The 24190-nt window shown below is 67.3% G+C and carries 27 protein-coding genes; 8 read left to right on the top strand and 19 right to left on the bottom strand.

Annotated elements, in window-relative coordinates; translation table 11 throughout:
• The first annotated feature begins 1 nt into the window (after nucleotide 1).
• The 4 genes from FQU96_RS04415 (at nucleotide 2) to FQU96_RS04400 (ending at nucleotide 3403) form a co-directional block, all read left to right on the top strand.
• Nucleotides 2-553, top strand: a complete 552-nt coding sequence (locus FQU96_RS04415) for a hypothetical protein (protein ID WP_146539600.1) — start codon at nucleotides 2-4, stop codon at nucleotides 551-553.
• A 15-nt stretch (nucleotides 554-568) separates the two neighbouring features.
• Nucleotides 569-1057, top strand: coding sequence for a PaaI family thioesterase (locus tag FQU96_RS04410; protein WP_146539599.1), 489 nt, complete (start codon nucleotides 569-571; stop codon nucleotides 1055-1057).
• 114 nt (nucleotides 1058-1171) lie between these two features.
• Nucleotides 1172-2842 (top strand): helicase HerA-like domain-containing protein, encoded by a 1671-nt coding sequence (locus FQU96_RS04405; protein ID WP_146539598.1) that lies wholly within the window; start codon nucleotides 1172-1174, stop codon nucleotides 2840-2842.
• A 9-nt stretch (nucleotides 2843-2851) separates the two neighbouring features.
• The gene (locus FQU96_RS04400; protein ID WP_146539597.1) at nucleotides 2852-3403 is read left to right on the top strand and encodes a GNAT family N-acetyltransferase; all 552 of its coding nucleotides are present in this window, start codon (nucleotides 2852-2854) and stop codon (nucleotides 3401-3403) included.
• Nucleotides 3404-3492: 89 nt separating this feature from the next.
• Here the strand turns inward: FQU96_RS04400 and FQU96_RS04395 are convergent, their stop codons facing one another.
• The 5 genes from FQU96_RS04395 to FQU96_RS04375 all read right to left on the bottom strand — a co-directional run bounded on the left by FQU96_RS04395 (nucleotide 3493) and on the right by FQU96_RS04375 (nucleotide 7487).
• On the bottom strand, nucleotides 3493-3942 hold the full coding sequence (locus FQU96_RS04395; protein ID WP_146539596.1) for an SRPBCC domain-containing protein: 450 nt from the start codon (nucleotides 3940-3942) through the stop codon (nucleotides 3493-3495).
• Between the two features lie 34 nt (nucleotides 3943-3976).
• Nucleotides 3977-4342, bottom strand: coding sequence for a helix-turn-helix transcriptional regulator (locus FQU96_RS04390; RefSeq protein WP_146539595.1), 366 nt, complete (start codon nucleotides 4340-4342; stop codon nucleotides 3977-3979).
• 82 nt (nucleotides 4343-4424) lie between these two features.
• Nucleotides 4425-5483 carry an SDR family oxidoreductase gene (locus FQU96_RS04385; RefSeq protein WP_146539594.1) on the bottom strand — a complete coding sequence of 353 codons (1059 nt, stop codon included), beginning with the start codon at nucleotides 5481-5483 and terminating at the stop codon, nucleotides 4425-4427.
• Between the two features lie 5 nt (nucleotides 5484-5488).
• Entirely contained in the window at nucleotides 5489-6283 is a 795-nt protein-coding gene (locus FQU96_RS04380; protein ID WP_146539593.1) for an SDR family NAD(P)-dependent oxidoreductase, read from the bottom strand.
• A gap of 13 nt (nucleotides 6284-6296) precedes the next feature.
• The gene (locus FQU96_RS04375; RefSeq protein WP_146539592.1) at nucleotides 6297-7487 is read right to left on the bottom strand and encodes an MFS transporter; all 1191 of its coding nucleotides are present in this window, start codon (nucleotides 7485-7487) and stop codon (nucleotides 6297-6299) included.
• Between the two features lie 109 nt (nucleotides 7488-7596).
• On the opposite strand from FQU96_RS04375, the gene FQU96_RS04370 reads away from it, so the two are divergent.
• Entirely contained in the window at nucleotides 7597-8502 is a 906-nt protein-coding gene (locus FQU96_RS04370) for a LysR family transcriptional regulator (RefSeq protein ID WP_146539591.1), read from the top strand.
• A 123-nt stretch (nucleotides 8503-8625) separates the two neighbouring features.
• Nucleotides 8626-10839 (top strand): N,N-dimethylformamidase beta subunit family domain-containing protein, encoded by a 2214-nt coding sequence (locus FQU96_RS04365; protein WP_146539590.1) that lies wholly within the window; start codon nucleotides 8626-8628, stop codon nucleotides 10837-10839.
• Nucleotides 10840-10864: 25 nt separating this feature from the next.
• On the opposite strand, the gene FQU96_RS04360 is transcribed toward FQU96_RS04365, so the two are convergent.
• The 14 genes from FQU96_RS04360 to FQU96_RS04295 all read right to left on the bottom strand — a co-directional run bounded on the left by FQU96_RS04360 (nucleotide 10865) and on the right by FQU96_RS04295 (nucleotide 22440).
• Nucleotides 10865-11380, bottom strand: a complete 516-nt coding sequence (locus FQU96_RS04360; protein WP_146539589.1) for an SPFH domain-containing protein — start codon at nucleotides 11378-11380, stop codon at nucleotides 10865-10867.
• Between the two features lie 15 nt (nucleotides 11381-11395).
• Complete coding sequence (leuB, locus tag FQU96_RS04355; RefSeq protein WP_146539588.1) at nucleotides 11396-12538, bottom strand: 3-isopropylmalate dehydrogenase; 1143 nt, start codon at nucleotides 12536-12538, stop codon at nucleotides 11396-11398.
• Nucleotides 12539-12623: 85 nt separating this feature from the next.
• Nucleotides 12624-13238: a 3-isopropylmalate dehydratase small subunit gene (leuD, locus tag FQU96_RS04350; protein WP_146539587.1), complete on the bottom strand. Its 615-nt coding sequence runs from the start codon at nucleotides 13236-13238 to the stop codon at nucleotides 12624-12626.
• Nucleotides 13239-13291: 53 nt separating this feature from the next.
• Complete coding sequence (locus FQU96_RS04345) at nucleotides 13292-13813, bottom strand: RDD family protein (RefSeq protein WP_178130306.1); 522 nt, start codon at nucleotides 13811-13813, stop codon at nucleotides 13292-13294.
• A 5-nt stretch (nucleotides 13814-13818) separates the two neighbouring features.
• On the bottom strand, nucleotides 13819-14721 hold the full coding sequence (locus FQU96_RS04340) for a TIGR00266 family protein (RefSeq protein ID WP_370461340.1): 903 nt from the start codon (nucleotides 14719-14721) through the stop codon (nucleotides 13819-13821).
• Between the two features lie 90 nt (nucleotides 14722-14811).
• Nucleotides 14812-15492: an RDD family protein gene (locus FQU96_RS04335; RefSeq protein WP_146539585.1), complete on the bottom strand. Its 681-nt coding sequence runs from the start codon at nucleotides 15490-15492 to the stop codon at nucleotides 14812-14814.
• Nucleotides 15493-15532: 40 nt separating this feature from the next.
• A complete protein-coding gene (locus tag FQU96_RS04330; RefSeq protein ID WP_218574591.1) occupies nucleotides 15533-16027 on the bottom strand; it encodes an RDD family protein in 495 nt (164 codons plus the stop codon).
• 89 nt (nucleotides 16028-16116) lie between these two features.
• Nucleotides 16117-17571, bottom strand: coding sequence for a 3-isopropylmalate dehydratase large subunit (leuC, locus tag FQU96_RS04325; protein WP_146539584.1), 1455 nt, complete (start codon nucleotides 17569-17571; stop codon nucleotides 16117-16119).
• 189 nt (nucleotides 17572-17760) lie between these two features.
• Nucleotides 17761-18246, bottom strand: coding sequence for a 50S ribosomal protein L19 (gene rplS, locus FQU96_RS04320; protein ID WP_146539583.1), 486 nt, complete (start codon nucleotides 18244-18246; stop codon nucleotides 17761-17763).
• A 5-nt stretch (nucleotides 18247-18251) separates the two neighbouring features.
• Complete coding sequence (gene trmD, locus FQU96_RS04315) at nucleotides 18252-18998, bottom strand: tRNA (guanosine(37)-N1)-methyltransferase TrmD (protein ID WP_218574590.1); 747 nt, start codon at nucleotides 18996-18998, stop codon at nucleotides 18252-18254.
• Nucleotides 18999-19004: 6 nt separating this feature from the next.
• Complete coding sequence (gene rimM / locus FQU96_RS04310; protein ID WP_146539582.1) at nucleotides 19005-19574, bottom strand: ribosome maturation factor RimM; 570 nt, start codon at nucleotides 19572-19574, stop codon at nucleotides 19005-19007.
• A 19-nt stretch (nucleotides 19575-19593) separates the two neighbouring features.
• Complete coding sequence (gene rpsP / locus FQU96_RS04305) at nucleotides 19594-19950, bottom strand: 30S ribosomal protein S16 (RefSeq protein ID WP_146539581.1); 357 nt, start codon at nucleotides 19948-19950, stop codon at nucleotides 19594-19596.
• Between the two features lie 50 nt (nucleotides 19951-20000).
• Complete coding sequence (gene ffh, locus FQU96_RS04300; protein ID WP_146539580.1) at nucleotides 20001-21401, bottom strand: signal recognition particle protein; 1401 nt, start codon at nucleotides 21399-21401, stop codon at nucleotides 20001-20003.
• Between the two features lie 262 nt (nucleotides 21402-21663).
• A complete protein-coding gene (locus tag FQU96_RS04295) occupies nucleotides 21664-22440 on the bottom strand; it encodes a class I SAM-dependent methyltransferase (protein WP_146539579.1) in 777 nt (258 codons plus the stop codon).
• Between the two features lie 98 nt (nucleotides 22441-22538).
• Between FQU96_RS04295 and FQU96_RS04290 the strand changes: the two genes are divergently transcribed.
• Together FQU96_RS04290 and FQU96_RS04285 are read left to right on the top strand one after the other, a co-directional pair.
• A complete protein-coding gene (locus tag FQU96_RS04290) occupies nucleotides 22539-23348 on the top strand; it encodes a helix-turn-helix transcriptional regulator (protein ID WP_146539578.1) in 810 nt (269 codons plus the stop codon).
• A 22-nt stretch (nucleotides 23349-23370) separates the two neighbouring features.
• Entirely contained in the window at nucleotides 23371-24153 is a 783-nt protein-coding gene (locus FQU96_RS04285; RefSeq protein WP_178130305.1) for a CPBP family intramembrane glutamic endopeptidase, read from the top strand.
• The last annotated feature ends 37 nt before the right edge of the window (nucleotides 24154-24190 follow it).

Raw genomic sequence — 24190 nt, 5'->3', positions numbered from 1 at the left:
GATGACAACACCTCTGCCCGCCTTTCTCGACGCGCTGCACGCCGAGGGTCCGGCGATCGATCGCACCGGCAACATGGATCTGTACGGTTGGCTCATCGGATCCTGGGACCTCGACGTCACCCGCTTCCGCGACGACGGCTCGCGTCGCCATTGGCCCGGCGAATGGCATTTCGGATGGACGCTCGAGGGGCGCGCCATCCAGGATGTCTGGATCGTCCCGCCGCGCGGGCCCGGACGCCAGGTCGATGCGGCCGCCAACGCCAATTCCTACGGCACGACGTTGCGGGTCTATGATCCGGCACGCAATGCCTGGCATATCCAGTGGACCGATCCCGTGACGCAAACCTACCTGTCGATGATCGGCCGCAAGGACGGCGCCGACATCGTACAGCTCGGGACAGCGCCGGACGGCCGTCGCATCCGCTGGAGCTTCCGCGACATCACGACGAACGCCTTTCGCTGGTGTGGCGAGACGTCCGCCGACGAGGGCGCCACATGGCAGCTTGTCGTCGAGTTCCTGGCCCGCCGTGCGGGCTCGACCGCAGAGTCCTGACGCGATGGAGACAGCATGACCGAACGCCCCGAGACTCTTCGCTATGGCGTGGTGAGCGCCGAGGACCAGCGCGCCCTGAGCGGACTGGACTTTGTGCAGGCCATTGTCGATGGTCGGTTGCCGCACAATGCCATGGCGGAGACTCTCGGCTACTGGATTGCGTCGGCCGCCGACGGCCGGGTCACGATCAGGGCGCGGCCTTCGGCGGCACACTTCAATCCTGCAGGGACCGTGCACGGTGGTTTTTCAGCCACGCTGCTGGATTCCTGCATGGGCCTTGCCGTCCACTCGACATTGCCGCGCGGCTGGGGTCAGACGACCCTGGAATTCAAGGTCTCCTTCGTCCGGCCGATCACCGTCGACACCGGGCTGATCACGGCGGAAGGCCAGGTGTTGAGCCGCGGCCGGCGTGCCGGCACCGCCGAAGGACGATTGACGGACGCGCAGGGGCGGTTGCTCGTCCACGGCACGACCACGTGCCTGATCTTAGAGAATCAACCGTAATCATCACCATCGACGCATCCCGCCACGGCGACTCGCAATAGCGGGACGCTGCCCTCTTGTGCTTTAGTATGCGCCGCATCCGATTGAACAAGCACCAACGTCCGGGACGGCACCATGAGCGAGGATCTGTCGATATTCGTCGGCGCAGGCGATGCTGATCAGGACCTGTTGCTGAAATACGGCAATCGCCATGGCCTGATCGCCGGCGCCACCGGTACCGGCAAGACCGTGAGCCTGCAGACGCTGGCCGAGGGCTTCGCGGCCTACGGCGTGCCGGTGTTCCTGGCCGACGTCAAAGGCGACCTGGCCGGCATGTCGCAGAAGGGCGGCGACAACCCGAAGGCCGTGGAGCGGGCCCAGCAGCTGAAGATCGAGGGCTATGCCGGCCGCGCGTTTCCGGTGATGTACTGGGACCTGTTCGGCGAAAAGGGCCAGCCGATCCGAACCACGGTGTCGGAGATGGGTCCGCTGCTGCTGGCGCGGCTGCTGGACCTCAATGCGACGCAGGAAGGCGTCCTGAACATCGTCTTCAAGGTCGCCGACGCGCAGGGCCTGCTGCTGCTCGACTTCAAGGATCTGACGTCGATGCTGCAGTGGTGCGCAGAAAATGCCGCCCAGCTCACGACAGAGTACGGCAACGTCAGCAAGCCCAGCGTCGGTGCCATCCAGCGCGCGCTGCTAGTGCTGGAGCAGCAGGGTGGTGAACAATTCTTCGGCGAACCGGCGCTGGACCTGAAGGACATGATCACGCGCGATGCCAACGGCATCGGCTGCGTCAACATCCTCGCGGCCGACAAGCTGATGCAGAGCCCACGGCTCTACGCGACGTTCCTGCTGTGGCTGCTGTCGGAGCTGTTCGAGGTGATGCCCGAGGTCGGCGACACCGACCGGCCGAAATTCGTGTTCTTCTTCGACGAGGCGCACCTGCTGTTCGACGACGCGCCCAAGGCGCTGATCGACAAGATCGAGCAGGTGGTGCGCCTGATCCGCTCGAAAGGCATCGGCGTCTACTTCATTTCGCAGAATCCGCTCGACATTCCCGAAAGCGTGTTGGGCCAGCTCAGCAACCGCGTGCAGCACGCCCTGCGCGCCTTCACGCCCAAGGACCAAAAGGCGGTGAAAACCGCGGCCCAGACGTTCCGTCAGAACAAGAAGTTCGACGCCGCCGAAGCGATTGTCGAACTGGGCGTCGGCGAAGCGCTGGTCTCGTTCCTCGACACCAAGGGCGCCCCGACGCCGGTCGAGCGCTGCCTGGTGGCACCGCCGCAGTCACGGCTCGGCCCGGTCAGCGACGCCGAGCGGCAGGCCGTGATCAAGGCGAGCCCGCTGGCCGGCAAGTACGACCGCGCCGTCGACCGCGACTCGGCCTACGAGGTGCTGATGGGTCGCGCCGGTTCGGGCCAGCACCAGGATGCCGGGGCACCACCGCCCAGCGCGCCCGCCCGACGTCGCGGCCAATACGGCGCACCGCCGCCGGCCGATACGGCGCCCGGCGGCGCCTGGGGCACACCACCGCAGCCGCAATGGGATCTGCCGCCGCAGCCACCCACCGACGACGCAGGCCCGCGCCCGCAACCCCGCCTGCGCCGCTCACTGCCGCCGGAGGAAGCGCCGCCACCGCGCGCGCCGGCGCGCCGCAGCGACAGCATCGTGGATGCCGTTACCAAGTCGGCGGCCCGCACCGTCACCAACGTCGTCGTGCGCGAAGCGTCCAAGGCCATTTTCGGCCGCGGCGGCATCGGCAGCTCGATCGTGCGCGGGGTGCTGGGCAGTCTGTTGAAATAGCCTGTCGCCATGACGCCGCGGCTCGAAACGGATCGCCTTCTGCTTCTGCCGCTGGGTGTCGACGATGCCACGGCGATCCAGCACCTGTTCCCGCAGTGGGAGATCGTGCGCTACCTCAACCCGCGGGTGCCGTGGCCGTACCCGGCGGACGGTGCCGAGGTGTTCCTGCGAGACGTCGCCCTGCCCGCGATCGCGCGCGGTGACGAATGGCTGTGGAGCCTGCGGTTGAAAGCTGATCCCGCAGCATTGATCGGATTGATCCACCTTCTGGCGCCCAAGAACGAGGAGATGGACAACCGCGGCTTCTGGATCGATCCCGCGCATCAGGGCCGGGGACTGATGACCGAAGCCGCCGATGCCGCGACGGACTTCTGGTTCAACACGCTGGGCTTCGCGCGCCTGCGCACGTCGAAGGCGGTTCCCAACCAGGCCTCCAGCCGCATCACCGAGAAGCAGGGCATGCGGCGCGTGGCGCTGACCGAACGCGACTATGTCGGCGGCCGCTTCCCCACCGAGATCTGGGAGATCACGCGCGACGAGTGGAACGCGCGACGGACGTAAATCGGGGCTCGCGCTTCCAGGTTCGAGCTGTTCATCCTCGGGCCGCTGCTGTCGTCCTGAGCGCAGCGAAGGATGACGGCAGCGGCCGACTACGGTTCGCTCTCTCCCAGCGTGATGGCCAATCCTTCCAGGATCTCGCCCCAGCCGGCCTGGATACGATCCCTGTGCTCGGCCCAATCGGGGCGCATCTCGTGGGTCAGAGTGAGCTCGCAACCGGAGGCCAGCGGCACGATGTCGATGGCAACGCGATCGATGTCCTGCGCGTACATCTCGACGGCAAGCGAGAACACCAGCCGGCGTGGCCGGTCGATCTCGAGATACTCGCCAGTGTGCGGCACGTCCTTGCCGTCACGCCGATCGACAAAGACGAACTTGCCACCGATCCGTGCGTCGATATCCACGCGCACCATTGTGCCTGTCGCCGTGGCGAACAGGAACGTGCCAGCCTTGGCCGGGTCGAGCCAGGCATCGAAAACGCGTTCCGCCGACGCGCTGAAGCGCCGCGTGACACGGGCAACGACCGCCGCTTGGCTGGCCATCCTGTCGCTCCTTCAAAGCTTCGAAATGACGGCGCTAGTGCCCGCGTCGGGTTCCGCTCTTCTTGCGCGTCTGTGCCGCAGCGCGATCCTCCGCCTGCAGCAACGCCTCCAGCGTATCCAGGCGGGCCGTCCACAGGGCGCGCTGCTTTTCGATCCAGGCCGCTGCCTCGTCGAGCGGCTTGGGATTGAAGGACAGGAAATGTTCGCGTCCTTCCCGCCGGCGATGCACCAGGCGCGCGCGCTCCAGCATGCGAATGTGCTTGGACACCGCGTTGAGCGACATGTCGAAGGGCTGCGCCAGGTCCGTCACGCGGGCCTCGCCCGACGACAGCCGTTGCAGGATCGCGCGCCGCGTCGGATCGGCCAGTGCCGTCAAGGTATGGTCCAAGGCCGACTGCATCGGGTGTCTCTCTATAATTCAACCATAATGTTGAATATTATGTAAACGTGTTGCCCTGTCAAGCGGCCGTGCCCGCGCGATGTCAGGGAATGATGCGGCGCCGGCGGAAGTCGTCGAAAATGCCGAGGAACATCGCTTCGGTGTCGACATAGTCATGAAAACCGAAGCGGCGTGCCTTCGAGCCATCGGCAAACATGTCGTAGTCCCATGAGAAGACGAAGTCGCCGAAGCGCCACGAGGAAACATCCTGGTAGGCAAGCCGCTGCAGGCCGTGCCGTGCCACCATGGCGTTCCACACCGGTTCCTTGTCGGCCATGACGGTGTCGAGCGACAGCGGCAAGGGCGGCGCCACGTCGAGGCCGAACGAGCCGGCAATCTTCGGCCACATCTCGCTCCAGCGGAACAGATCACCGTTGTTGATGTTGAAGGCCTGGTTGGCGCAGCGCGGGTCGGTCGCGGCCCATACGGTCGCCCGGGCCAACAACCCGGCATCGGTCATTTCCAGCAGCTTGTCGTAGGCCCCTGGCTTGCCGGGGAAGCGCAGGGGCAAGCCGAGTTCCTTGGACATCGCGCCATAGACCGCGATCACCATGGCGAGGTTCAGGGGATTGCCGAGGGCGAAGCCACACACCACGGCCGGCCGGATCGCCGTCCAGCTCCAGGCCTTGCCCTTCTGGCGCGCCTCCAGGGCGCGCTGCTGGTCGTGCATGAACTCAGGCGGCATGAAGTAGGCATCGGTCTCGCGGGCCGGCGTCTTGAACGGACCGAGATGGCCGCCATAGACCTTGTAGCCTTGCATCAGGCTGACGTGCAGCAGGCCGCGCGCCACCGGCTCCATGGCATCAAGGACATTCACCAGCATCGCGAGATTGGGCGGCACCAGTTCGGCCCAGGTCGGCCGATCCTGGTAGGCGGTGTAGAAGATGTGCGTCACCTCGGCCAGGTCGCCGAGCTTGCGGCGGCAGTCGTCCCGGTCGAGCAGATCGACGGACACATGGCGGATACGTTCCGTCGATTCCCCGCCCCGCCGCGACAGGCCAATGACGGTCCAGTCACCCAGCGCGGCGAGATGACCGACAAGATTGCGGCCGATGACGCCGTTGGCACCGACGACCAGGGCCACTTTGTTCTGCGTGCTCATGGCACTCACGCGATCGTATCGACCACACCGCCATCGACACGCAGCGCGGCGCCGGTCGTGGCGGATGCCTGCGGCGAGGCGACGTAGACGACCATGTTGGCGACCTCCTCGACCGTGGCGGCGCGTTGGATGATCGAGCTCGACCGGTGCGCCTTCACGAACGCCGCGGCGGCATCTTCGATCGACTGTCCGGCTTTGGCGGCGGTGTCCTTCAGCATCGCCTCGACGCCGTCCGACAGCGTCGGGCCCGGCAGGACGGCATTGACGGTCACGCCGGTGCCCGCCAAGCGCTTGGCCAGGCCGCGCGAGAGCGCGAGATAGCCGGTCTTGGTGAAGCCGTAGTGGATCATGTCGGCCGGAATGTTCAGCGCCGATTCGGACGACAGGAAAACGATGCGCCCCCACTGGCGGGCGATCATGCCGGGTGCGTAAGCGCGCGACAGGCGCACGCCCGACATGATGTTGACCTCGAAGAAGTGAGTCCACTCGCTGTCGGGGATCTCGAAGAAGTCCTGCGGACCGAAAATGCCGACATTGTTGATCAGGATGTCGGCCGACGGCTCGGCCTTGACGAAAGCCTCGCACCCCGGCGCCGTGCCGAGATCGGCGGCAACGCCGCGAACCGTGGCGCCGCTCACGGCCTGGCGGATCGCGGCGACCGCCTTGTCGACGGCCGCCGGTGTGCGGCCGTTGATCACGACGGTGGCACCGGCCTGCGCCAGACCCTTGGCGATCGCGAAGCCGATGCCGGCGGTCGACCCGGTGACAATGGCGGTCTTGTTGGTGAGATCGATGTTCATGACAGACTCCTGATCAGTCAGCGGTCCCAACGGAAACTTCGGATATGGCGCGCTGCGGCTTCCTGTCGAGGCGCAGCGCCACCACTGCGACAACGAGGGCGGCCAGCGGCACCAGGGCCGCAACCCACGGCAACGCACCCAGGCCCAGGCCGTGGTCGATCACGGCGCCGCCCAGCCAGGCGCCGACGGCGTTGCCGAGGTTGAAGGCGCCGATGTTGAAGCTGGAGGCCAGACTCTGGCCGGCACCCTCGGCCTTCTCCAGCACCCACATCTGCAGGGCCGGCACCGTGGCGAACGCAGCCGCACCCAGCAAGCCGACGAAGACCACCATCAGGATCTTGTCGTGAACGGCGAACGTCATGGCACCCATCACCAGCGCCAGCACGGCGAGCGTGCCCAGCATGGTCGGGACCAGCCGCCGATCGGCCAGCTTGCCGCCGATCAGATTACCGGCCATCAGGCCACCGCCGAACACCAGCAGGATCGGCGACACGGCGGCGTCAGTGAAGCCGGTGAGCTGCGTCAGCATTGGCGCAATGTAAGTGAACACCGCGAACATGCCGCCGAAGCCCAGCACCGTAGTGAGCAGGCCCAGCATCACCGGCGGACGCACCAGCACGCGCACATCCTGACGCCAGTCGCTGACCTCCGGTGTCGCCTGATCACGCGGCACGAAGAGGGCGATCACCGCCAGCGCGACCAGGCCGATCAGGGCCACGGCCCAGAAGGTCGAGCGCCAGCCGAACGCCTGTCCCAGCCAGGTGCCGAACGGCACACCCAGGATGGTGGCCACGGTGAGGCCGGTGAACATGATGGCAATGGCGGATGCGCGCTTGTCGGCGGCCACCAGGCCGGTCGCCACGACGGAGCCGACGCCGAAGAACGTCCCGTGGGCGAACGACGTGAGCACGCGCGCCGCCATCAGCGTCGTGTACGACGGCGCCAGGGCACCGGCGACGTTGCCCAGGACGAAGATCACCATCAGCGCCAGCAGCACGGTCTTGCGCGACCATCTGCCGGTCAACACCGTCATGATGGGTGCGCCCACCATGACACCGAGCGCGTAGCCGGAGATCAGCAGGCCGGCCGCCGAAATCGTGACGGCGAAGTCGGTGCTGACCTCCAGCAGCAGACCCATGATGACGAATTCGGTGACCCCGATGCCGAAAGCGCCGGCAGTCAGGGCGTAAAGGGCTATGGGCATGGAAAAGTCCTCTCACAACGGCATGCGCCGGATCCGCCCTCCACATGGACCCGACGCCACTCGTGAGTTAGAATGCCCAAAGGCAAAGTGCCTGTGAGATGAAGTCACAATGAGCCGACTGGACGTCAACCGCTCGGGCGAGATGGAAGTGTTCGTGCGGGTGGTCGAATTGGGCGGGTTTTCCGCCGCGGCCCGGGCCTATCGCATGACACCCTCGGCGGTCAGCAAGCTGGTGGCGCGGCTCGAACGGCGGTTGGGAACGCGGCTGATCAACCGCTCGACCCGACTGATCCAACTCACGCCCGAGGGCTCCGCCTTCTACGAGCGCAGCGTGCGCCTGCTGGCCGACCTCGACGAAGCCGAGCGCGGCGCCGCGACCAGCGCAGCCCCCAGCGGCCGGTTGCGGGTGAACACCAACGTCGCCATCGGCCGGCTGTACCTGCTGCCGATCGTCACCGAGTTCCTGGTCAAGCACCCCGCCGTGACCCTGGATATCGTGATCACCGATGCGGTGATCGATCTGCTCGAGGAGCGCACCGACATCGCCATCCGCAGCGGGCCGCTCAAGAGCTCGCGGCTGGTGGCGCGCAAGCTGGGCGAGACCCGCATGGCGATCGTTGGCGCGCCGGCCTATTTCCAGCGCTGTGGGACACCCTCGACACCGGCCGACCTGGACCAGCACAACCGCCTGGGCTTCGGCTACGCGCGCGCGATCGAGGGCTGGCCGCTGATCGAGGGCGGCACCCCGATCATGGTGCCGCCGGCGGGCAACGCGCAGGCGAGCGACGGCGAGACCCTGCGCCGCCTGGCCCTGGCCGGCCTCGGCCTGGCGCGTCTTGCGATGTTCCAGGTGCGCGCCGACATCGCCGCCGGCCGATTGGTGCCGGTGCTGGAGGACTACAACCCGGGCGACACGGAAGACGTGCACGCCGTCTTCCTCGGCCAGGGCGGCCACCTGCCCGCCCGCGTGCGCGCCTTCCTCGATTTCCTGGTCGCGAAGATCAGGGTGGCGTGAGGCACTCGGCGGTTTGCTTGGTGTCATGCGCTTAGCGCAGGTGGTCCATGGTGCAGGATCGATTTACGCCGCCAACGCTGTGCCGTTACGCTCGCGCCGCGTGAACGGAGGATCGGCGCACCTATGATTGCTTTGACCGGATATACGGATCGACTGTCGGCTGCGGCCGGTGAGCACATCGCGTTCAAGATATCGAGCAGCGGCAGCGAGCCCGCGCACGCACGGCTGGTGCGCATCCGCAGCGGCGATCCCAATCCGAAGGGACCCGGCATGAAGTTCGAGGACCTGTCGTCCCGCTTCACGCACACGTTCCCCTCGCGCGTCCAGCGGTCCTATCCCGGCTCGTACGCGGTCGTGGAGCGCGCCACGACGCTGTCGCCGCTGCAGGCGATCACCATCGTCGCCACGATCTGGCCGACCCTGCCCGGCAGCGGCGATCAATGCGTGCTGTCACGCTGGGATAGTGACGCGGGCGTCGGGTTCGCGCTGCTGGCAACGCCGCGCGGCCTGGCGCTGGAGATCGGCCGCACCACAGGCACGCCGCTGCGCATCGAGACCGGCAAGGCCTTTCGTCCACGGGCATGGTACCGCATCTGGGCGGTGGTCGACCCGGCCTCGCGGTCGGTGCGCGTCGGCCAGAAGCCGCTGCGCCCCGAGGCGCTGAGCGACGATGCCGGCGAAGCGCAAGGACCGCTCGACGCCAACGCGGCACCCGATGCACGACGGCCGGTTTTCATCGCAGCCCAACAGGCACAGCCGGCGCGGCGCTATTTCAACGGCAAGATCGAGGATCCGATGATCCTCGGCGCCGCCGTTTCGGATCCGACCGCGCTCGCCTTTGATCCCGCCAAGCTGCCGTTGCAGGCGGTGGCGGCGTGGGATTTCTCGCGCGGTTTCGACGGCATCGACATCGAGGATATCGGTCCCCATCGCCTGCATGGCGTGCTGGTGAACCTGCCGGCGCGGGCCATGAAAGGCTCGACCTGGACCGGCCGGGAGATGCGCTGGCGCGAGGCGCCACGCCAGTACGCGGCCATCCACTTCCACGACGACGATCTGCACGACTGCGGCTGGGAGACGGATTTCAGCTTCATGGTGCCCGCCGACCTGAAGAGCGGCGTCTACGGCATGCAGATCACATGCGGCTCGCACCAGGACACGATCCCGTTCTTCGTGCGTCCGTCGGCCGGCCAACCCAAGGCGAAAGTCGCCTATCTCGCCGCCACCTTCACCTACCAGGTCTACTTCAACTTCATTCGCGGCAACTACGACGATGCGTTCCGCCAGCGCGTCAAGGAATGGGGCGCCGCGCCGAACAACCCGCAGGACTTCCCCGAGTTCGGCCTGTCGACCTACAACCGGCACAGCGACATGAGCGGCATCTGCTACTCATCGCGCCTGCGGCCGGCACTGACCCTGCGGCCGGGCTTCCCGAGCTTCAACGACGCGCGCGGCTCGGGCCTGCGGCACTTCTCGGCCGACACCCACCTGCTGAGCTGGTTCGAAGCCAAGGGCATCGACTTCGACGTCATCACCGACGAAGACCTCGACGACTACGGCCTCGACCTGATCAAGGACTACAAGGTCGTCGTCACAGGCTCGCATCCCGAGTACCACACGCTGGGCACGCTCGATGCGCTGCAGGCCTACGTCGATGGCGGCGGCCGGCTGGCCTATCTCGGCGGTAACGGCTTCTACTGGCGCGTCGCGCGCTCGCCCAAGGTGCCGGGTGTGCTGGAGATCCGCCGCGCCGGTGCCGCCATCCGCACCTGGGCCGCCGAGCCCGGCGAGTACTACCACGCGCTCGACGGCGCCTATGGCGGCCTGTGGCGGCACAACGGGCGGCCGCCGCAGATGCTGGGCGGCGTCGGCTTCTCGTCCCAGGGACAATACGAAGGCTCGTACTACCGGCGTCTGCCGGCGGCAGACGACCCGCGCGTCGCCTGGATCATGAATGGCGTCAGCGACGAGGTCCTCGGCGACTTCGGCTTCAGTGGCGGCGGTGCGGCCGGCTTCGAACTCGATCGCGCCGACCATACGCTGGGCACGCCGCACAACGCTGTCGTGATTGCCTCCTCGGAGAAGCACCAGGATCACTTCGTCGCCGTGCCCGAGGAAGTGCTGGGCATCTACGCGACCGTGTCGGGACTGCCGATCGACAAGCTGATCCGGGCCGACATGACGTACTTCGATGCACCGCACGGCGGTGCCGTCTTCGCCACGGGCTCGATCACGTTTTGCGGCAGCCTGCCGCACAACGGCTACGACAACAACGTCTCGCGCATCCTGTTCAACGTGATCAACCGCTTCGGCGAACTGGGGTTGACCTGGAAGTAGCGGCCGGGGGGCATCGCCCTGCCGGTCAGTCCGGCAAGGCGATGCCTCGGAGCTCGAGACTGGAAACGGTGACGCCCCACGCTTCGGCGGCCGGCGCGACCTGCTGTTGCAGGGTGGTATTGATCGTGGCCCGATCGGTCGACAGCGCTGCGATCGGATGCGTGCCGATGACACTCTTCATCACCGTGCCGGCCAGCTGAGCCAGCGCGACCTTCAGGTCGGCGACCTCGTAAGTGGCCTTGACGGCATCAGCGATCTGGTAGCCCAGAACAGCACCCGCCTCGACCGTGGCGTTGTCCTTGGTCGTCGCGCGCTGGGGCGGCACATCCAGCGTCGCCTGGCGCATGTCATGCCGGGCGCCGATCCGGTCGATGAACGGCGCGACGAAATTGATGCCCGGCTTCAGCAGACGACTGAACCGGCCGAAACGTTCGACCGTCCAGTTCATATCGCGTGGCACGACCGTGAAACTGGCCCGCAGCAACAGGACCGCCACGATAACGATGACGGCGAGAGTGACGATGGACCCGAACGACTCCATGCGTTCCTCCCGACGTCACACCAGGCGGTCGAGTTCCTTGACGATGGCGTCACCCATCTCCTGGGTGCCGACCTTCTTCAGGCCCTTGGCGGCGGCAGCCTTGTCGTCGATGCCGCCGGTCAGCAGGTCGGCCGTGCGGTAGCCCGCCGCCAGCACGTTCTCGACGGCGCGCTCGACCAAGTCAGCCTCGCCCGGCAGGTCGAACGAATAGCGCAGCATCATGGCGTAGCTCAGCGTCTCGGCCAGCGGATTGGCCAGGCCCTTGCCGGCAATGTCGGGCGCGCTGCCGTGGATCGGCTCGTAGAGCGCCTTGCGCCGGCCGGTGGCGTCGGGCGCGCCCAGCGAGGCCGACGGCAGCATGCCGAGCGATCCGGTCAGCATCGAGGCCTCGTCCGACAGGATGTCGCCGAACAGGTTGTCGGTGACGATGACGTCGAACTGCTGCGGCCAGCGCAGCAGCTGCATGGCGAGCGCATCGGCATACATGTGGCTGAGCTGAACGTCGCTGTAGCTCTCCTTGTGCAGCTTGGTCGCTTCCTCGCGCCACAGCACGCCGGTGTGCATGACGTTGGCCTTCTCGGCCGAGCACACCTTGTTCTGGCGCTTGCGCGCCAGCTCGAAGGCCACGGCGCAGACGCGGCGGATCTCGCCCGATGTGTAGCGCTGCGTGTCGATGCCCTCGCGCTCGCCGTTGGCCAGGGTCTTCACGCCGCGCGGCTCGCCGAAATACACCCCCGACGTCAGCTCGCGGATGATCATGATATCCAGGCCCTTGACGATCTCGGGCTTGAGCGTCGAGGCATCGACCAGCGCGTCGAACACCTTGGCCGGGCGCAGGTTGGCGAACAGGTCCATCTCCTTGCGCAGGCGCAAGAGGCCACGCTCGGGCTTCTTGTCGAACGGCAGGGTGTCCCACTTCGGACCGCCGACCGAGCCGAACAGCACCGCATCGGCTTCCATCGCCGTCTTCACCGCGTCGTCGGTCACCGGCAGGCCGTGCTTGTCGAGCGCCGCACCGCCCACGAGGTCCTCGGTGATGTCGAAACCGACGGCGCGCTTCTTGCCCATCCAGGCAATGACCTTGCGCACCTCGTTCATCACCTCGGGTCCGATGCCGTCGCCCGGCAGTACCAGGAGCGTGCGGTTGGAGCCGGCCATCGCGATATCCTCCAAAACAAACCAGTTTCCGAAAAACGCGAAAGCGCCCGACGCCGGGCGCTTCGCCGCAGATGCGTGACGGCGCTCAGCGCGTCATCGACAACCAGGGCTGCGCCGACTTCTGCGCGCCCTCGAAGGAGTCGATCGCCGAAGAGGCCTGCAGGGTCTGGCCGATGTCATCGAGTCCCTCCAGCAGGCACTGCTTGCGGAACGGATCGATGTCGAACTTCACGGTGCCGCCGTCGGGGCCCTTGATCTCCTGGTTCACCAGGTCGACCGTGACGACAGCGTTGGCGCCGCGCTCGGCATCGTCCATCAGCTTGGCGATGTCTTCCTTGGGCAGCTTGATCGGCAGGATGCCGTTCTTGAAGCAGTTGTTGTAGAAGATGTCGGCGAAGCTCTCGGCGATCACGCAGCGGATGCCGAAATCGAGCAGCGCCCAGGGCGCGTGCTCGCGGCTGGAGCCGCAGCCGAAATTGGGGCCGGCAACGAGGATCTTGGCATTCTGGTAGGCCGGGCGGTCGAGCACGAAATCGACCTTTTTGCCGTCGGCGGCGTAGCGCATCTCGTAGAACAGGCCATCCTTCAGGCCGGTGCGCTTGATCGTCTTCAGGAACTGCTTGGGAATGATCATGTCGGTGTCGACGTTGACGATCGGCAGTGGTGCTGCCACACCCGTCAGTGTCGTGAACTTGTCCATGATCGTCCTCCGGTCCAGGAATGGCGGCGAATTAACGGGGATTGCATACAAGGTCAAGGCGCGGCGGCGGGTGTCTCCGATGCCGATTCTGCAGGCACCGCGGCCGCTTTTGCCGGCCCGACCAGGGCATTGGCCCACTGGTCGTGCAGCGCCTGGCGCCAACCGGTGCGCGGCAGCCACAGCAGGCAGGCCGGCGCCACCAGCCAGGCGATCAGGCTGAAGATCGCGGTGCCCAGGACCGGCGTCAGGATGGCCACCAGGGTGCCGGCCCAGAACGGCAGGGTGCGCACGACGGCCCGCTCGACCGACAGCCGCTTGCCCTCCAACGTGGTGACGGCAAGCCCCATCCAGCGTTTGCCCAGGGTGGCGCGCCAGGACGACGATTCGAGGCCGGCGCGATAGACGAGGTCGAGCAGGGCCACCAGCAGGGCCGCGATCGGGGTCAGGCTCCACTGATCGCCGGTCACCGCGATGATCAGCAGTGTCGGCGGGATCAGCAGCAGCGCGTCGATCACGCCGGCGGCCAGCCGCCGCCAGACGGTATCGGGGATCGTAAGGCGCTGCTTGTCCGCCACGGTCTTCAGCGATTGTCGCCGTCGAACAGATTGCCGATGCCACCCAGCACACTGCCCTCCTCGCGGCCGCCACCACCGCGCTGCGGCGCCGCCGCGAAGATCCGCGAGGCCAGGCGCGAGAACGGCAGGCTCTGCAGCCAGATAGTGCCCGGTCCCATGACACGGGCAAAGAAAATACCTTCACCGCCGAACAGGGCGGTCTTGATGTTACCGACATACTGGATGTCGAACTGGACGCTGGGCATGAGGGCCACCAGGCAGCCGGTGTCGACGAACAGCATCTCGCCCGCCGCCAGCTCGCGGCGCATGATGGCGCCGCTGCTGTGGACGAAGGCCATGCCGTCGCCCTCCAGCTTCTGCATGATGAAGCCTTCGCCGCCGAAGAAGCCGACGCCCAGCTTCTGCTGGAAGAAGATGCCCAGCTGCACGCCGCGGGCGGCGCACAGGAAGGCGTCCTTCTGGCAGATCAGCATGCCGCCCAGCTCACGCAGGTTCATCGGGATGATGGTGCCCGGATACGGCGCCGAGAACGCGACGGTGCGCTTGTAGGGCGACTGGTTGGTGTAGACCGTGGTGAACAGCGACTCGCCGGTCAGCAGGCGCTTGCCGGCCCCCACCAGCTTGTCGAAGAAGCCGCCGGAGGCCGTCTTGCGACCATCGCCGAACACCGCCTCCATGCCGACCCCGGCATCCATGTACATCATGCTGCCGGCCTCGCCGACGGCCGCTTCGCCGGGATCGAGTTCGATCTCGACGTACTGCATCTCCTCGCCGTGGATGCGGTAGTCGATCACGTCCATGCCGGCGGCGCCCGGCGCCGCGCCGGGCGCACCCCACTGCGGCCCGGGCGCCCCCGGTGGCGGCGGTGCGGGCGGCTGACCGCCCGATGGCGGGATCCACGACGGCATAAGCTCGGCTCCTGTTGGCGACAACCGGATCACAAAAAGGCCGACACGAGGCCGGCCTTTCCGTGGTTCAGGCAACGTTGCGCATCGGCTCTATTTCTTGATCACGACGGTGTCGGCGATCATGTCGTGCAGCGCCCGTTTGCGCTCGGTGAAGCCGGCCATCATGAAGCCGATACCGAACGGAATGAGGCCGGTGATGAAGAGCTTGGCGAAGAACCGGCCCGTGGCGCGGCCGAACGAGATCCGCGACCCGTCGGTGCCGCGCACGACCCGCAGGCCCAGCGCGCGCTTGCCCAGGGTGCCGCCGGCAGCCGAGCTGTTCATCATCGCTTCGTAGAGCCAGGCACCCACGAACGCCAACAGGTAGACGACAATGAAGATGCCGATGTTGTCGGCGAAGGCGTTGGCCACCGCCTGCTCGTCACCCGACGACAGCGCGCCGGACATCGAGGCGAACACGATACCGAAGATGATCCAGATCGGAATGCCGATGACCAGTCCATCGATGATGTAGGACACGACCCGGATCCAGAACCCGCCGAACACGACGCCGGGAGGCGCCGCGGCATAGCCGGGCGGGGCGTAGCCCGGCGGCGCATATCCCTGCGGGGCATAGCCCGGATGCGGCGGTGCCGCCGGATAGCCCTGCTGCGGCTGGCCGTAGCCGGGTTGTTGCGGCTGACCGTAGCCCGGGTGGGGCGGCGCCGGCGGGTAGCCAGGCTGCTGTCCCTGCTGCTGCCACGACGGCGGCTGTTGTCCCTGGTTACTCATCAACAATCTCCCCTTTTTGGCCGGCAGAAAATGACCGGCATCAGGTCTTGATCACCACCGTGTCGGCGATCATGTCGTGCAGCGCCCGTTTACGCTCGGTGAAGCCGGCCATGATATAGCCGATCATCAGGATAAAGGACGACACGAACTTGCCGAGGAACCGACCGGTGGCGCGGGCAAAGGTCAGCTGCGTGCCATCACCACGCAGGACGCGCAGCCCGAGGACGCGCTTGCCCACCGTGGCGCCTGATTCGGAACTCTCCTGAAGGGCGAAATACAGCCACGACACGATCAACCCGACCAGGCCGCTGGTGATCATGACCGTATCGAACTGTGGCGTGCCGACGGCCGCCTGGACTCCCATGATCAGCCGCAGCAGGAGACGGACGATCCAGCCGACGATGCTCAGGATGACGGCGTCGATGACGTAGGCCACGAAGCGTATCCAGAACCCGCCATACGTCGGCCCCTGCATCTGGCCGTACTGGCCATAGCCGGGTGGTGGCGGGGGTGGCGGTGGATACTGGCTGGACATGGACGCTCCTGACGCATCGTCTCGATCACCAGACAACGACCGGAGCGTACCACATCCCCCGCGCGGACGGCACCAAAGTGCCGCCGGCGTCAGTGAAACTCACGCACGTCCGTGAAAGTACCGGCGATCGCCGCGGCCGCCGCCATGCCGGGGCTGACCAGGTGCGTGCGCCCGCCACGGCCCTGACGGCCCTCGAAGTTGCGGTTCGACGTCGAGGCGCAACGCTCACCAGGCTTCAGCTTGTCGGCGTTCATCGCCAGGCACATCGAACATCCCGGCTCGCGCCAGTCGAAGCCGGCCTCGGCGAAGACCTTGTCGAGACCCTCCCGTTCGGCCTGTTCCTTCACCAGGCCGGAGCCCGGCACGATGAGCGCGTGCACATGACCGGCCACCTTGCGGCCCTGGGCCAGCGCGGCGCGTGCGATGGCGGCAACCTCGCGCAGGTCCTCGATGCGGCCATTGGTGCACGAGCCGATAAAGGCCTTGTCGATACGGATGTCCGTCATGCGCGTGCCGGGCTGCAGGCCCATGTAATCCAATGACCGTTTCCAGGCGCTGCGGCGGTCATCGTCGGGCGCATCGTCGGGGTTGGGCACGACGCCGGTGATGGCCACGACGTCCTGCGGGCTGGTACCCCAGGTCATCTGCGGCGTGATGTCGGCGACCGGCAGGGTGATCTCGCGGTCGTAGACGGCGTCCTTGTCCGACGGCAGCCGGCGCCACAGGCCCTGTGCGACCTGCCAGGCGCCGCCCTTGGGCGCATAGGGCAGACCCTCGAGATAGCGGAACGTCGTCTCATCCGGCGCGATCAGCCCGGCCCGTGCGCCACCTTCGATCGACATGTTGCAGACCGTCATGCGGCCTTCCATCGACAGATTGCGGATGGCGCGGCCGGCGTACTCGATGACGTGGCCGGTGCCGCCGGCGGTGCCGATGGTGCCGATGATGGCGAGGATCAGGTCCTTGGCGGTGACGCCTGCCGGCAGGTCGCCATCGACCGTGACCCGCATGTTCTTGGCCGGCTGCTGGATCAGGGTCTGCGTCGCCAGCACATGCTCGACCTCGGACGTGCCGATACCGAAGGCCAGTGCGCCGAAGGCACCATGCGTGGAGGTGTGGCTGTCGCCGCACACGATGGTGGTGCCCGGCAGGGTCAGGCCCTGTTCCGGCCCGATGATGTGCACGATGCCCTGGCGGATATCGTCCATGGCGAAGTACGGCACGCCGAACTCGCGCACGTTGGCTTCCAGGGTTTCGATCTGGATGCGCGACTCTTCGTCATCGATGCCGGCGGCCCGGTTGGTGGTGGGCACGTTGTGGTCGGCGACCGCGACCGTCAGGTCGGGACGGCGCACGCGTCGGCCGCTGGCGCGCAGGCCTTCGAACGCCTGCGGGCTGGTCACCTCATGCACGAGGTGGCGATCGATGTAGATCAGGCACGAGCCGTCGTCGCGGCGCTCCACCACGTGGGCGTCCCAGATCTTGTCGAACAGCGTGCGCGGCTTCGCCGGCTCGACCGGCGCCGATGCTGGCTTCCTGGCCATGATCTCACTCCCTCCCGTACGCAGGCCCGGTGTCCGCCGCGGCCGTCAATACCCTCCCCCGACGCAGTTGGGGGAGGTGGCCGAAGGCCGGAGGGGGAGACGACGTGGTCTATGTTACCACGACCACCTGGGCTCCCCTCCGCCCCTCCGGGGCACCTCCCCAGCAAAGCTGGGGAGGAAGAAGAATGACTACTTCTTGCCGCCGCCCTTGGCGGCGCGGACGCTGCGCTCGTCCTTCGGCCGCTCTTTCTTGACCTTCTCGCGCTTGGGCCGATTGGCCGCTGCCGCCGCCTGCTCGGCGACCAGCTCGCGCTGGGCATCGACGTCCTCGGCGATGCGCGAAGCCTTGCCGCGCAGCGCGCGCAGGTAATAGAGCTTGGCCCGGCGGACCATGCCCTTGCGCGCCACCTCGATCTCCCAGATTGCCGGGCTGTGCAGCGGGAAGATGCGCTCGACGCCCTCGCCGTACGAAATCTTGCGCACGGTGAACGACGAGTTCAGGCCGGCATTGCGGCGCGCGATGCACAGGCCCTCGAAGACCTGAATGCGCTCGCGGCTGCCTTCCTGCACCTTGACGTGGACCTTCAGCGTATCGCCGGGCTCGAACCGCGGCACCGCGCGCTCGGCCACGAGCCTGGCGACCTGTTCGTCCTCAAGCTGTTTGATCAGGTTCATGATGCTTATCCTTTCCTCTCGGAACCCCTGTCTTTCGACTCATCCTCTCGACGCTCGGCGACGTACCGTGACCACAGGTCGGGCCGCCGCTGCCGCGTGATCTCTTCCGCCTTCGTCCTGCGCCAGGCCGCGATCTTCGCGTGATGGCCCGTCTGCAGGATCTCCGGCACTGCCCGCTCGATACCGTCCGGTCCGGTCCATGCCGCCGGCCGCGTATAGTGCGGGTACTCCAGCAAACCCTCCTCGAAACTCTCCTCGGTCAGCGACTGTGCCGCTCCCACCACGCCCGGCAGAAGCCGGACACAGGCGTCGAGTGCGACCAGTGCCGCGATCTCGCCGCCGGAGAGAACCACATCGCCGACGCTCACTTCCTCAAGCCCGTGGGCCTCGATCACACGCTCGTCGATCCCTTCGAACCGGCCGCAGACCACGGTCACGCCGGGCCCCGCCGCCAGCGCCCGCGCCCGGGCCTGATCGAACGGCCGGCCGCGCGGGCTGAAGTAGATCGTCGGCCGATCCGACGTCGTCACCGCGGCGATGGCGTCCGACAGCACGTCGGGTCGCATCACCATGCCGGCGCCGCCGCCGAAGGGCGTATCGTCGACCGTACCGTGGCGGTCCCTGGCAAAGCGGCGAATGTCCACCGCCTCCAGCGACCACACACCTTTCTCAAGCGCCCGACCGGCGAGGCTCAGCCCCAGCGGTCCCGGGAACATCTCGGGGAAGATGGTCAACGCCGTCGCCCGCCACACGCGCTCTCAATCCTCTCCTTCCTGCCCATCGCCGCGCCGGCTGCTGCCGGTGCGGTCCTCCAGAAGTCCAGCCGGCGGATCGACCGTGATCGTGCCGCCCTCGACATCGACCGCGGGCACCGCCTGGGCCGTGAACGGCACCATGAACGATCGCCCATGACCGCCGCCCGACAACTCCAGCACCGTGCCGGCACCGAAATCGTGCACCGCCAGCACCGTACCCCACGCCCGACCGTCCGAACCGTGCGCGGCGAGGCCGATCAGATCGTCCTCGTACCACTCGCCCGGTTCCGGCGGCGGCAACCGGCTGCGCGCCGCATAGAGACGCAAGCCGCGCAAGGACTCCGCCGCGGTACGGTCGGCGATGCCGTCGATGCGGGCGATCACATCGCCCTTGGTCGACGTGCCCGTCGGTCGCACCGTGAAGGTCCGCATGCCCTTCTCGTCGGACAACGGACCGTACGAGCCGATGTCGGCCGGCTCGGCGCAGAGGCTGCGGATGCGCAGTTCACCGCGCACACCGTGAGCCGCCGCGACGACGCCCAGCAGCACCTTGCGATCAGCACGCGCCGCCATGGCCGATCATCGCGACCGATCAGCCCGCCGCCGCCTCGCCGCCCGCGGCTTCCGCCGCCTTGGCCGCACGCTCCTGGGCCTTGGCCTTGGGCGCCGACTTCTTGGGCTGCTCGCGACGCTCGGGCGCCTTGACCAGTTCGACGCCGGCGAGGAAACGCGTCACGCGATCGCTCGGCCGCGCACCGACGCCCAGCCAGTACTTGGCACGCTCGACGTTGATCTTGATGCGGTCGGCATGCTCGCGCGACAGCATCGGATTGTAGGCGCCGATCTTCTCGATGAAGCGCCCGTCGCGCGGGCTGCGCGAGTCGGCAACAACGATGTGATAGTAGGGGCGCTTCTTGGCGCCACCGCGAGAAAGACGAATAGCCAGCATGAAGTCGCTTGCTCCTTACCTGAACGCGTGAAACCGAAAATCCGATCGAACTACCTCGGCATGCCGGGCGGCATCATGTTGCCCAGCGACCGCATGAAACCCTTTTCGCCGAGCTTGTTGACCCGCTTCATCATCTTCACCATCTCGGCGTGCTGCTTGAGCAGCTTGTTGATGTCCTGCACATGCGCACCCGCACCGGACGCGATGCGCTTCTTGCGCGAGGCGTGGATGATGTCGGGGTTGCGGCGCTCCTTGGGCGTCATCGACTGGATGATCGCCTCCTGCCGCTTGATCACCTTCTCGTCGAGGTTGGCCTTCTGCATCGCCGCCTTGGCCTGCGCCGCGCCCGGCAACATGCCCATCAGGCCCTGAAGGCCGCCCATCTTGCGCAGCTGGCGCAGCTGCTGCAGCAGGTCGTCGAGATCGAACTGGCCCTTGCGCACCTTGGCGGCCAGCTTCTCGGCGTCTTCCTTCTCGATCGTCTCGGCGGCGCGCTCGACCAGCGAGACGATGTCGCCCATGCCCAGGATGCGGGTGGCGATACGATCGGGATGGAACTGCTCCAGCGCGTCGATCTTCTCGCCGGCGCCGATCAGCTTGATCGGCCGGCCGGTGACCGTGCGCATGGAGAGCGCCGCACCGCCGCGCGCATCGCCATCGACGCGGGTCAGCACGATGCCGGTGACCCCCACCTTCTCGTTGAAGGCACGCGCGGTGTTGACGGCGTCCTGGCCGGTCATCGCGTCGGCGACCAGCAGGGTCTCGGTCGGCTTCGAGGCGTCGCGCACGGCGGCGACCTCGGCCATCAGCTGCTCGTCGATCGACAGCCGACCGGCGGTATCGAGCATGATCACGTCGAAGCCGCCGCGGCGGCCCTCGTCGAGCGCGCGGCGCGTGATGCCCAGCGGCTGCTCGAACGGCACGATCGGCAAGGTGGCGACGCCGGCCTGCTCGCCCAGGATCTTCAATTGCTGCTGTGCCGCCGGGCGGGTGACGTCGAGCGACGCCATCAGCACCTTCTTGCGCTCCTTGAAGGAGCCACCGAAGGCATCGGCGGCCATGCCCTGCGGTCCCAAGGTCAGGCGGCGCGCGATCTTGGCCGTGGTCGTGGTCTTGCCCGAGCCCTGCAGGCCCACCATCAGGATCACGACCGGGGGCACGGCGTTGAGGTTCAGTTCGCTCGCCTCGCCGCCCAGCATCTCCACGAGATGGTCATGGACGATCTTCACGACCATCTGGCCAGGCGAAACGCTGCGGATCACCTCGGCGCCGACAGCCTTGGGCCGTACGCCGTCGATGAACTCCTTCACGACTGGCAGAGCGACGTCGGCTTCCAGCAGCGCCAGGCGCACCTCGCGCAGGGCTGCATCGACATCAGCCTCGTTCAGCGCGCCGCGGCCGCGCAGGCGGCCCAGCACATCACCGAGTCTTTTGCTCAGACCGTCGAACATCGCCGTCCTTCAACGCCGCGCCGCCCCGGAGGAGCGGCTGCCTCTGCCCAAACGACAAGCGCACCGATGCGCGAAACCTCGCGGATCGGTGGGGCCCCTCTGGAGTCGGCCCGCCGATGCGCGCCTGACCAGTCCGGACCGGGAAATCGTCTTCCCGTTTGAGCGGCCGCTGTATACGCGCGGCTCACCGTCCGAGTCAAACAGCACGGCGGGCCGGCATGCGCCGCCCTGCATTATATATTCCCTCCTGAGGAACATAAAATCAGGCCGCGGGCTTGGTGGCATGGAACAGCGCCACATCGATGGTGAAGCTGCCGTCCGTCTCGATCGCGAAGTGCCGGGTGACGCTCTCCGAGGCAGCGGCCTGCAGCGCACGGATGGCGTCGGCCTGGACCTTCGGCGTGCGCATGCGCTCGATCCAGACGGCAAAGTCCAGCCGCACCCGGTACGACGCCGTGGCGCCGACGACCAGGCCGGCGCCGGCCAGCGCCCGCTCCCACTCGGCGCGGGTGTAGTCGCGCACATGCGAGGGATCGCGCAGGACCTCGATGGCCTGGAAATAGGTGTCCAGCAGCGGCGGTCCGGGTGAGACGGCGTCGACGAAACCCGCCGTGCCGCCCGGCTTCAGCACCCGGGCGGCCTCGCGCAAGCCGGCATCGACATCGCGCCAGTGATGGGCGCTGTATCGGCTCAGCACGCAGTCGAAGCTGGCGTCATCGAACGGCAGCGACTCGGCCATGCCCTGCCGCGTCGCGACGTTGGCCAGCCCGCGCTCCCGCGCCGCACGCCCGACGACGTCCAGCATGTCCGGCGACAGGTCATAGGCAACGACGTCCCGGACATGCGGCGCCACGTTGAAGCTGACGTGGCCGCCGCCACAGCCCAGATCCAGCACCCGATCCGCGGACCGCCCCGCGACCAGGGCGGCCAGGGCCTGCAGGTCGGCGCCCTGGGCATGGACGGCGCTGGTCAGATAGGCGTTGGCGCGGGCCCCGAACTGGCCGTCGACCAAGGCCTCGTGGGTTCTGCTGGTGGACATGGCTGCGTGCTCCGGTGCTGGAAACCGCCTGGGTCCTTGCCGTAACAGGTATTGTTCACTGGTATAAGTTGTCTAGTTATGCTGGTATAATTTTCACCATGCTGACGGAAAGCGACTCCCGGCGCGAACTGGGCGACTTCGTGCGCGCACAGCGGGAGAAGCTCACGCCGGCGGTGGCCGGCCTGACGGTCGGCACCCGGCGACGGACGCCCGGCCTGCGACGGGAGGAGGTGGCGCAGCTCTGCGGGTTGAGCGTCACCTGGTACACCTGGATCGAGCAGGGCCGCGACGTCTCGGTATCGCCGACGGCACTCGCCCGGCTGGCCACCACCTTGCGGCTGGCGCGGGCCGAACGCGCCTATCTCTTCGGGCTGGCCGGCAAGCGCGACCCGGATCAGCACGACAGCGATGCCGGTGATGTGCCGGCGTCCCTGTTGGCCTGCGTCAGCGCGATCGCTACCCCGGCCTACATCCTGGACCGTACGTGGACGGCGCGCGGCTGGAACGCACCGGCCCAACGGCTGTTCGTGGGCTGGCTTGACGCGACGCAAGATCGCAACCTGCTGCGCTACATCTTCCTCGCCCCGGCCGCGCGCGCCTTGATCTGCGATTGGCCGGAGCGGGCACGCCGCGTGGTCGCCGAGTTCCGAGCCGCCTGCAGCGCGCACCTGAACGACCCGGCCCTGCGTGCGGTGATCGATGGCTTGCGGCTGCAGAGCCCAGCGTTCGCCGGCCTGTGGGACCAACACGGCGTCGTCGGCCGCGAGGGCGGCGCGCGGACTTTCAGCCACCCTATCGACGGTTTCCTGCGCTATGAGCAGGTGACCTTCGATCTCGCCACGCAGCCCGATCTGAAGCTGACAGTGTTGGTGGATGGCCCAACCGATGGGCCGACCGCGACAGGATGAACGAGCAGAAGCGAAAGGCGCCATGAGTTCGACCACCCCTGAACTGACGCCATCCGCCGGCGACGCGACATCCGTGGCGGCGCCCGCACCACCGGCACCACCGGCACCGCCACGACTGCACGGCCTCGACGTGGTGCTGACCGTGGTCGCCGGTGGCCTGTGCCTGATCGCGGCGCTTTACACCGTCAAGATGGTGCTGGGTGCTCAGCGACTGGCACTGGTGGCGAAGGGGCAGGATCCGCCCGCCATGATCCTGCTCTTCTCGGTCTTCTTTGCAGCCGTTGCGGTGGCGGTCTGGGTTGGCGTCGTGCGCCACGGCCGGACGGCATCCGGCCTGCTGGGATTGCGTCGCTTCGCCGTGCGATGGTGGTGGCTGGCGCCGCTCTGCACCTTGCTGTTGTCGGTGGCGATGGATGAAGTCCTGCTGCGGCTGGTGCGGGTGCTGTTCAACACGGATCTGACGCCGCAGACATCGCACGTGATCGCGGCCCTGGCGACGACCTTGCCGCTGGCGCTGGCGGCGACGCTCACCATCGGACTGCTGGGTCCGTTCGCTGAGGAACTGCTGTTTCGCGGCCTGATCTACGGCTACGTCGATGGCCGCTTCGGCGCCCGTGCCGCCTGGGCCACGAGCTCGATCCTGTTCGCTGCCGCCCATGCCGAGCCGGCGCATATCGCCCTGGTGCTGCCGATCGGGATCCTGCTGGGCTGGGTGCGCCTGCGCAGCGGCTCGCTGTGGCCCTGCGTGCTGGCGCACGTCATCAACAACACGCTGGTGGTGTGGTGGGCATACCTGGATCCGTGAGAGTCTGACCGAGTGGCCGCGCTGCGGCCACTCGACC

This window comes from Reyranella sp. CPCC 100927, from assembly GCF_007859315.1.
Classification (GTDB): Bacteria; Pseudomonadota; Alphaproteobacteria; order Reyranellales; family Reyranellaceae; genus Vineibacter.
The sequence above is the reverse complement of the archived record's forward strand: the minus strand, read 5'-3'. Positions and strand labels throughout refer to the sequence as shown.

Excerpts from the sequence above, each read along its gene's own strand:
- FQU96_RS04415 (WP_146539600.1), top strand. The coding sequence starts at position 2 with ATGACAACACCTCTGCCCGCCTTTCTCGACGCGCTGCACGCCGAGGGT.
- FQU96_RS04410 (WP_146539599.1), top strand. The coding sequence starts at position 569 with ATGACCGAACGCCCCGAGACTCTTCGCTATGGCGTGGTGAGCGCCGAG.
- FQU96_RS04405 (WP_146539598.1), top strand. The coding sequence starts at position 1,172 with ATGAGCGAGGATCTGTCGATATTCGTCGGCGCAGGCGATGCTGATCAG.
- FQU96_RS04400 (WP_146539597.1), top strand. The coding sequence starts at position 2,852 with ATGACGCCGCGGCTCGAAACGGATCGCCTTCTGCTTCTGCCGCTGGGT.
- FQU96_RS04395 (WP_146539596.1), bottom strand. The coding sequence starts at position 3,942 with ATGGCCAGCCAAGCGGCGGTCGTTGCCCGTGTCACGCGGCGCTTCAGC.
- FQU96_RS04390 (WP_146539595.1), bottom strand. The coding sequence starts at position 4,342 with ATGCAGTCGGCCTTGGACCATACCTTGACGGCACTGGCCGATCCGACG.
- FQU96_RS04385 (WP_146539594.1), bottom strand. The coding sequence starts at position 5,483 with ATGAGCACGCAGAACAAAGTGGCCCTGGTCGTCGGTGCCAACGGCGTC.
- FQU96_RS04380 (WP_146539593.1), bottom strand. The coding sequence starts at position 6,283 with ATGAACATCGATCTCACCAACAAGACCGCCATTGTCACCGGGTCGACC.
- FQU96_RS04375 (WP_146539592.1), bottom strand. The coding sequence starts at position 7,487 with ATGCCCATAGCCCTTTACGCCCTGACTGCCGGCGCTTTCGGCATCGGG.
- FQU96_RS04370 (WP_146539591.1), top strand. The coding sequence starts at position 7,597 with ATGAGCCGACTGGACGTCAACCGCTCGGGCGAGATGGAAGTGTTCGTG.
- FQU96_RS04365 (WP_146539590.1), top strand. The coding sequence starts at position 8,626 with ATGATTGCTTTGACCGGATATACGGATCGACTGTCGGCTGCGGCCGGT.
- FQU96_RS04360 (WP_146539589.1), bottom strand. The coding sequence starts at position 11,380 with ATGGAGTCGTTCGGGTCCATCGTCACTCTCGCCGTCATCGTTATCGTG.
- leuB (WP_146539588.1), bottom strand. The coding sequence starts at position 12,538 with ATGGCCGGCTCCAACCGCACGCTCCTGGTACTGCCGGGCGACGGCATC.
- leuD (WP_146539587.1), bottom strand. The coding sequence starts at position 13,238 with ATGGACAAGTTCACGACACTGACGGGTGTGGCAGCACCACTGCCGATC.
- FQU96_RS04340 (WP_370461340.1), bottom strand. The coding sequence starts at position 14,721 with ATGCCGTCGTGGATCCCGCCATCGGGCGGTCAGCCGCCCGCACCGCCG.
- FQU96_RS04335 (WP_146539585.1), bottom strand. The coding sequence starts at position 15,492 with ATGAGTAACCAGGGACAACAGCCGCCGTCGTGGCAGCAGCAGGGACAG.
- FQU96_RS04330 (WP_218574591.1), bottom strand. The coding sequence starts at position 16,027 with ATGTCCAGCCAGTATCCACCGCCACCCCCGCCACCACCCGGCTATGGC.
- leuC (WP_146539584.1), bottom strand. The coding sequence starts at position 17,571 with ATGGCCAGGAAGCCAGCATCGGCGCCGGTCGAGCCGGCGAAGCCGCGC.
- rplS (WP_146539583.1), bottom strand. The coding sequence starts at position 18,246 with ATGAACCTGATCAAACAGCTTGAGGACGAACAGGTCGCCAGGCTCGTG.
- rimM (WP_146539582.1), bottom strand. The coding sequence starts at position 19,574 with ATGGCGGCGCGTGCTGATCGCAAGGTGCTGCTGGGCGTCGTCGCGGCG.
- rpsP (WP_146539581.1), bottom strand. The coding sequence starts at position 19,950 with ATGCTGGCTATTCGTCTTTCTCGCGGTGGCGCCAAGAAGCGCCCCTAC.
- ffh (WP_146539580.1), bottom strand. The coding sequence starts at position 21,401 with ATGTTCGACGGTCTGAGCAAAAGACTCGGTGATGTGCTGGGCCGCCTG.
- FQU96_RS04295 (WP_146539579.1), bottom strand. The coding sequence starts at position 22,440 with ATGTCCACCAGCAGAACCCACGAGGCCTTGGTCGACGGCCAGTTCGGG.
- FQU96_RS04290 (WP_146539578.1), top strand. The coding sequence starts at position 22,539 with ATGCTGACGGAAAGCGACTCCCGGCGCGAACTGGGCGACTTCGTGCGC.
- FQU96_RS04285 (WP_178130305.1), top strand. The coding sequence starts at position 23,371 with ATGAGTTCGACCACCCCTGAACTGACGCCATCCGCCGGCGACGCGACA.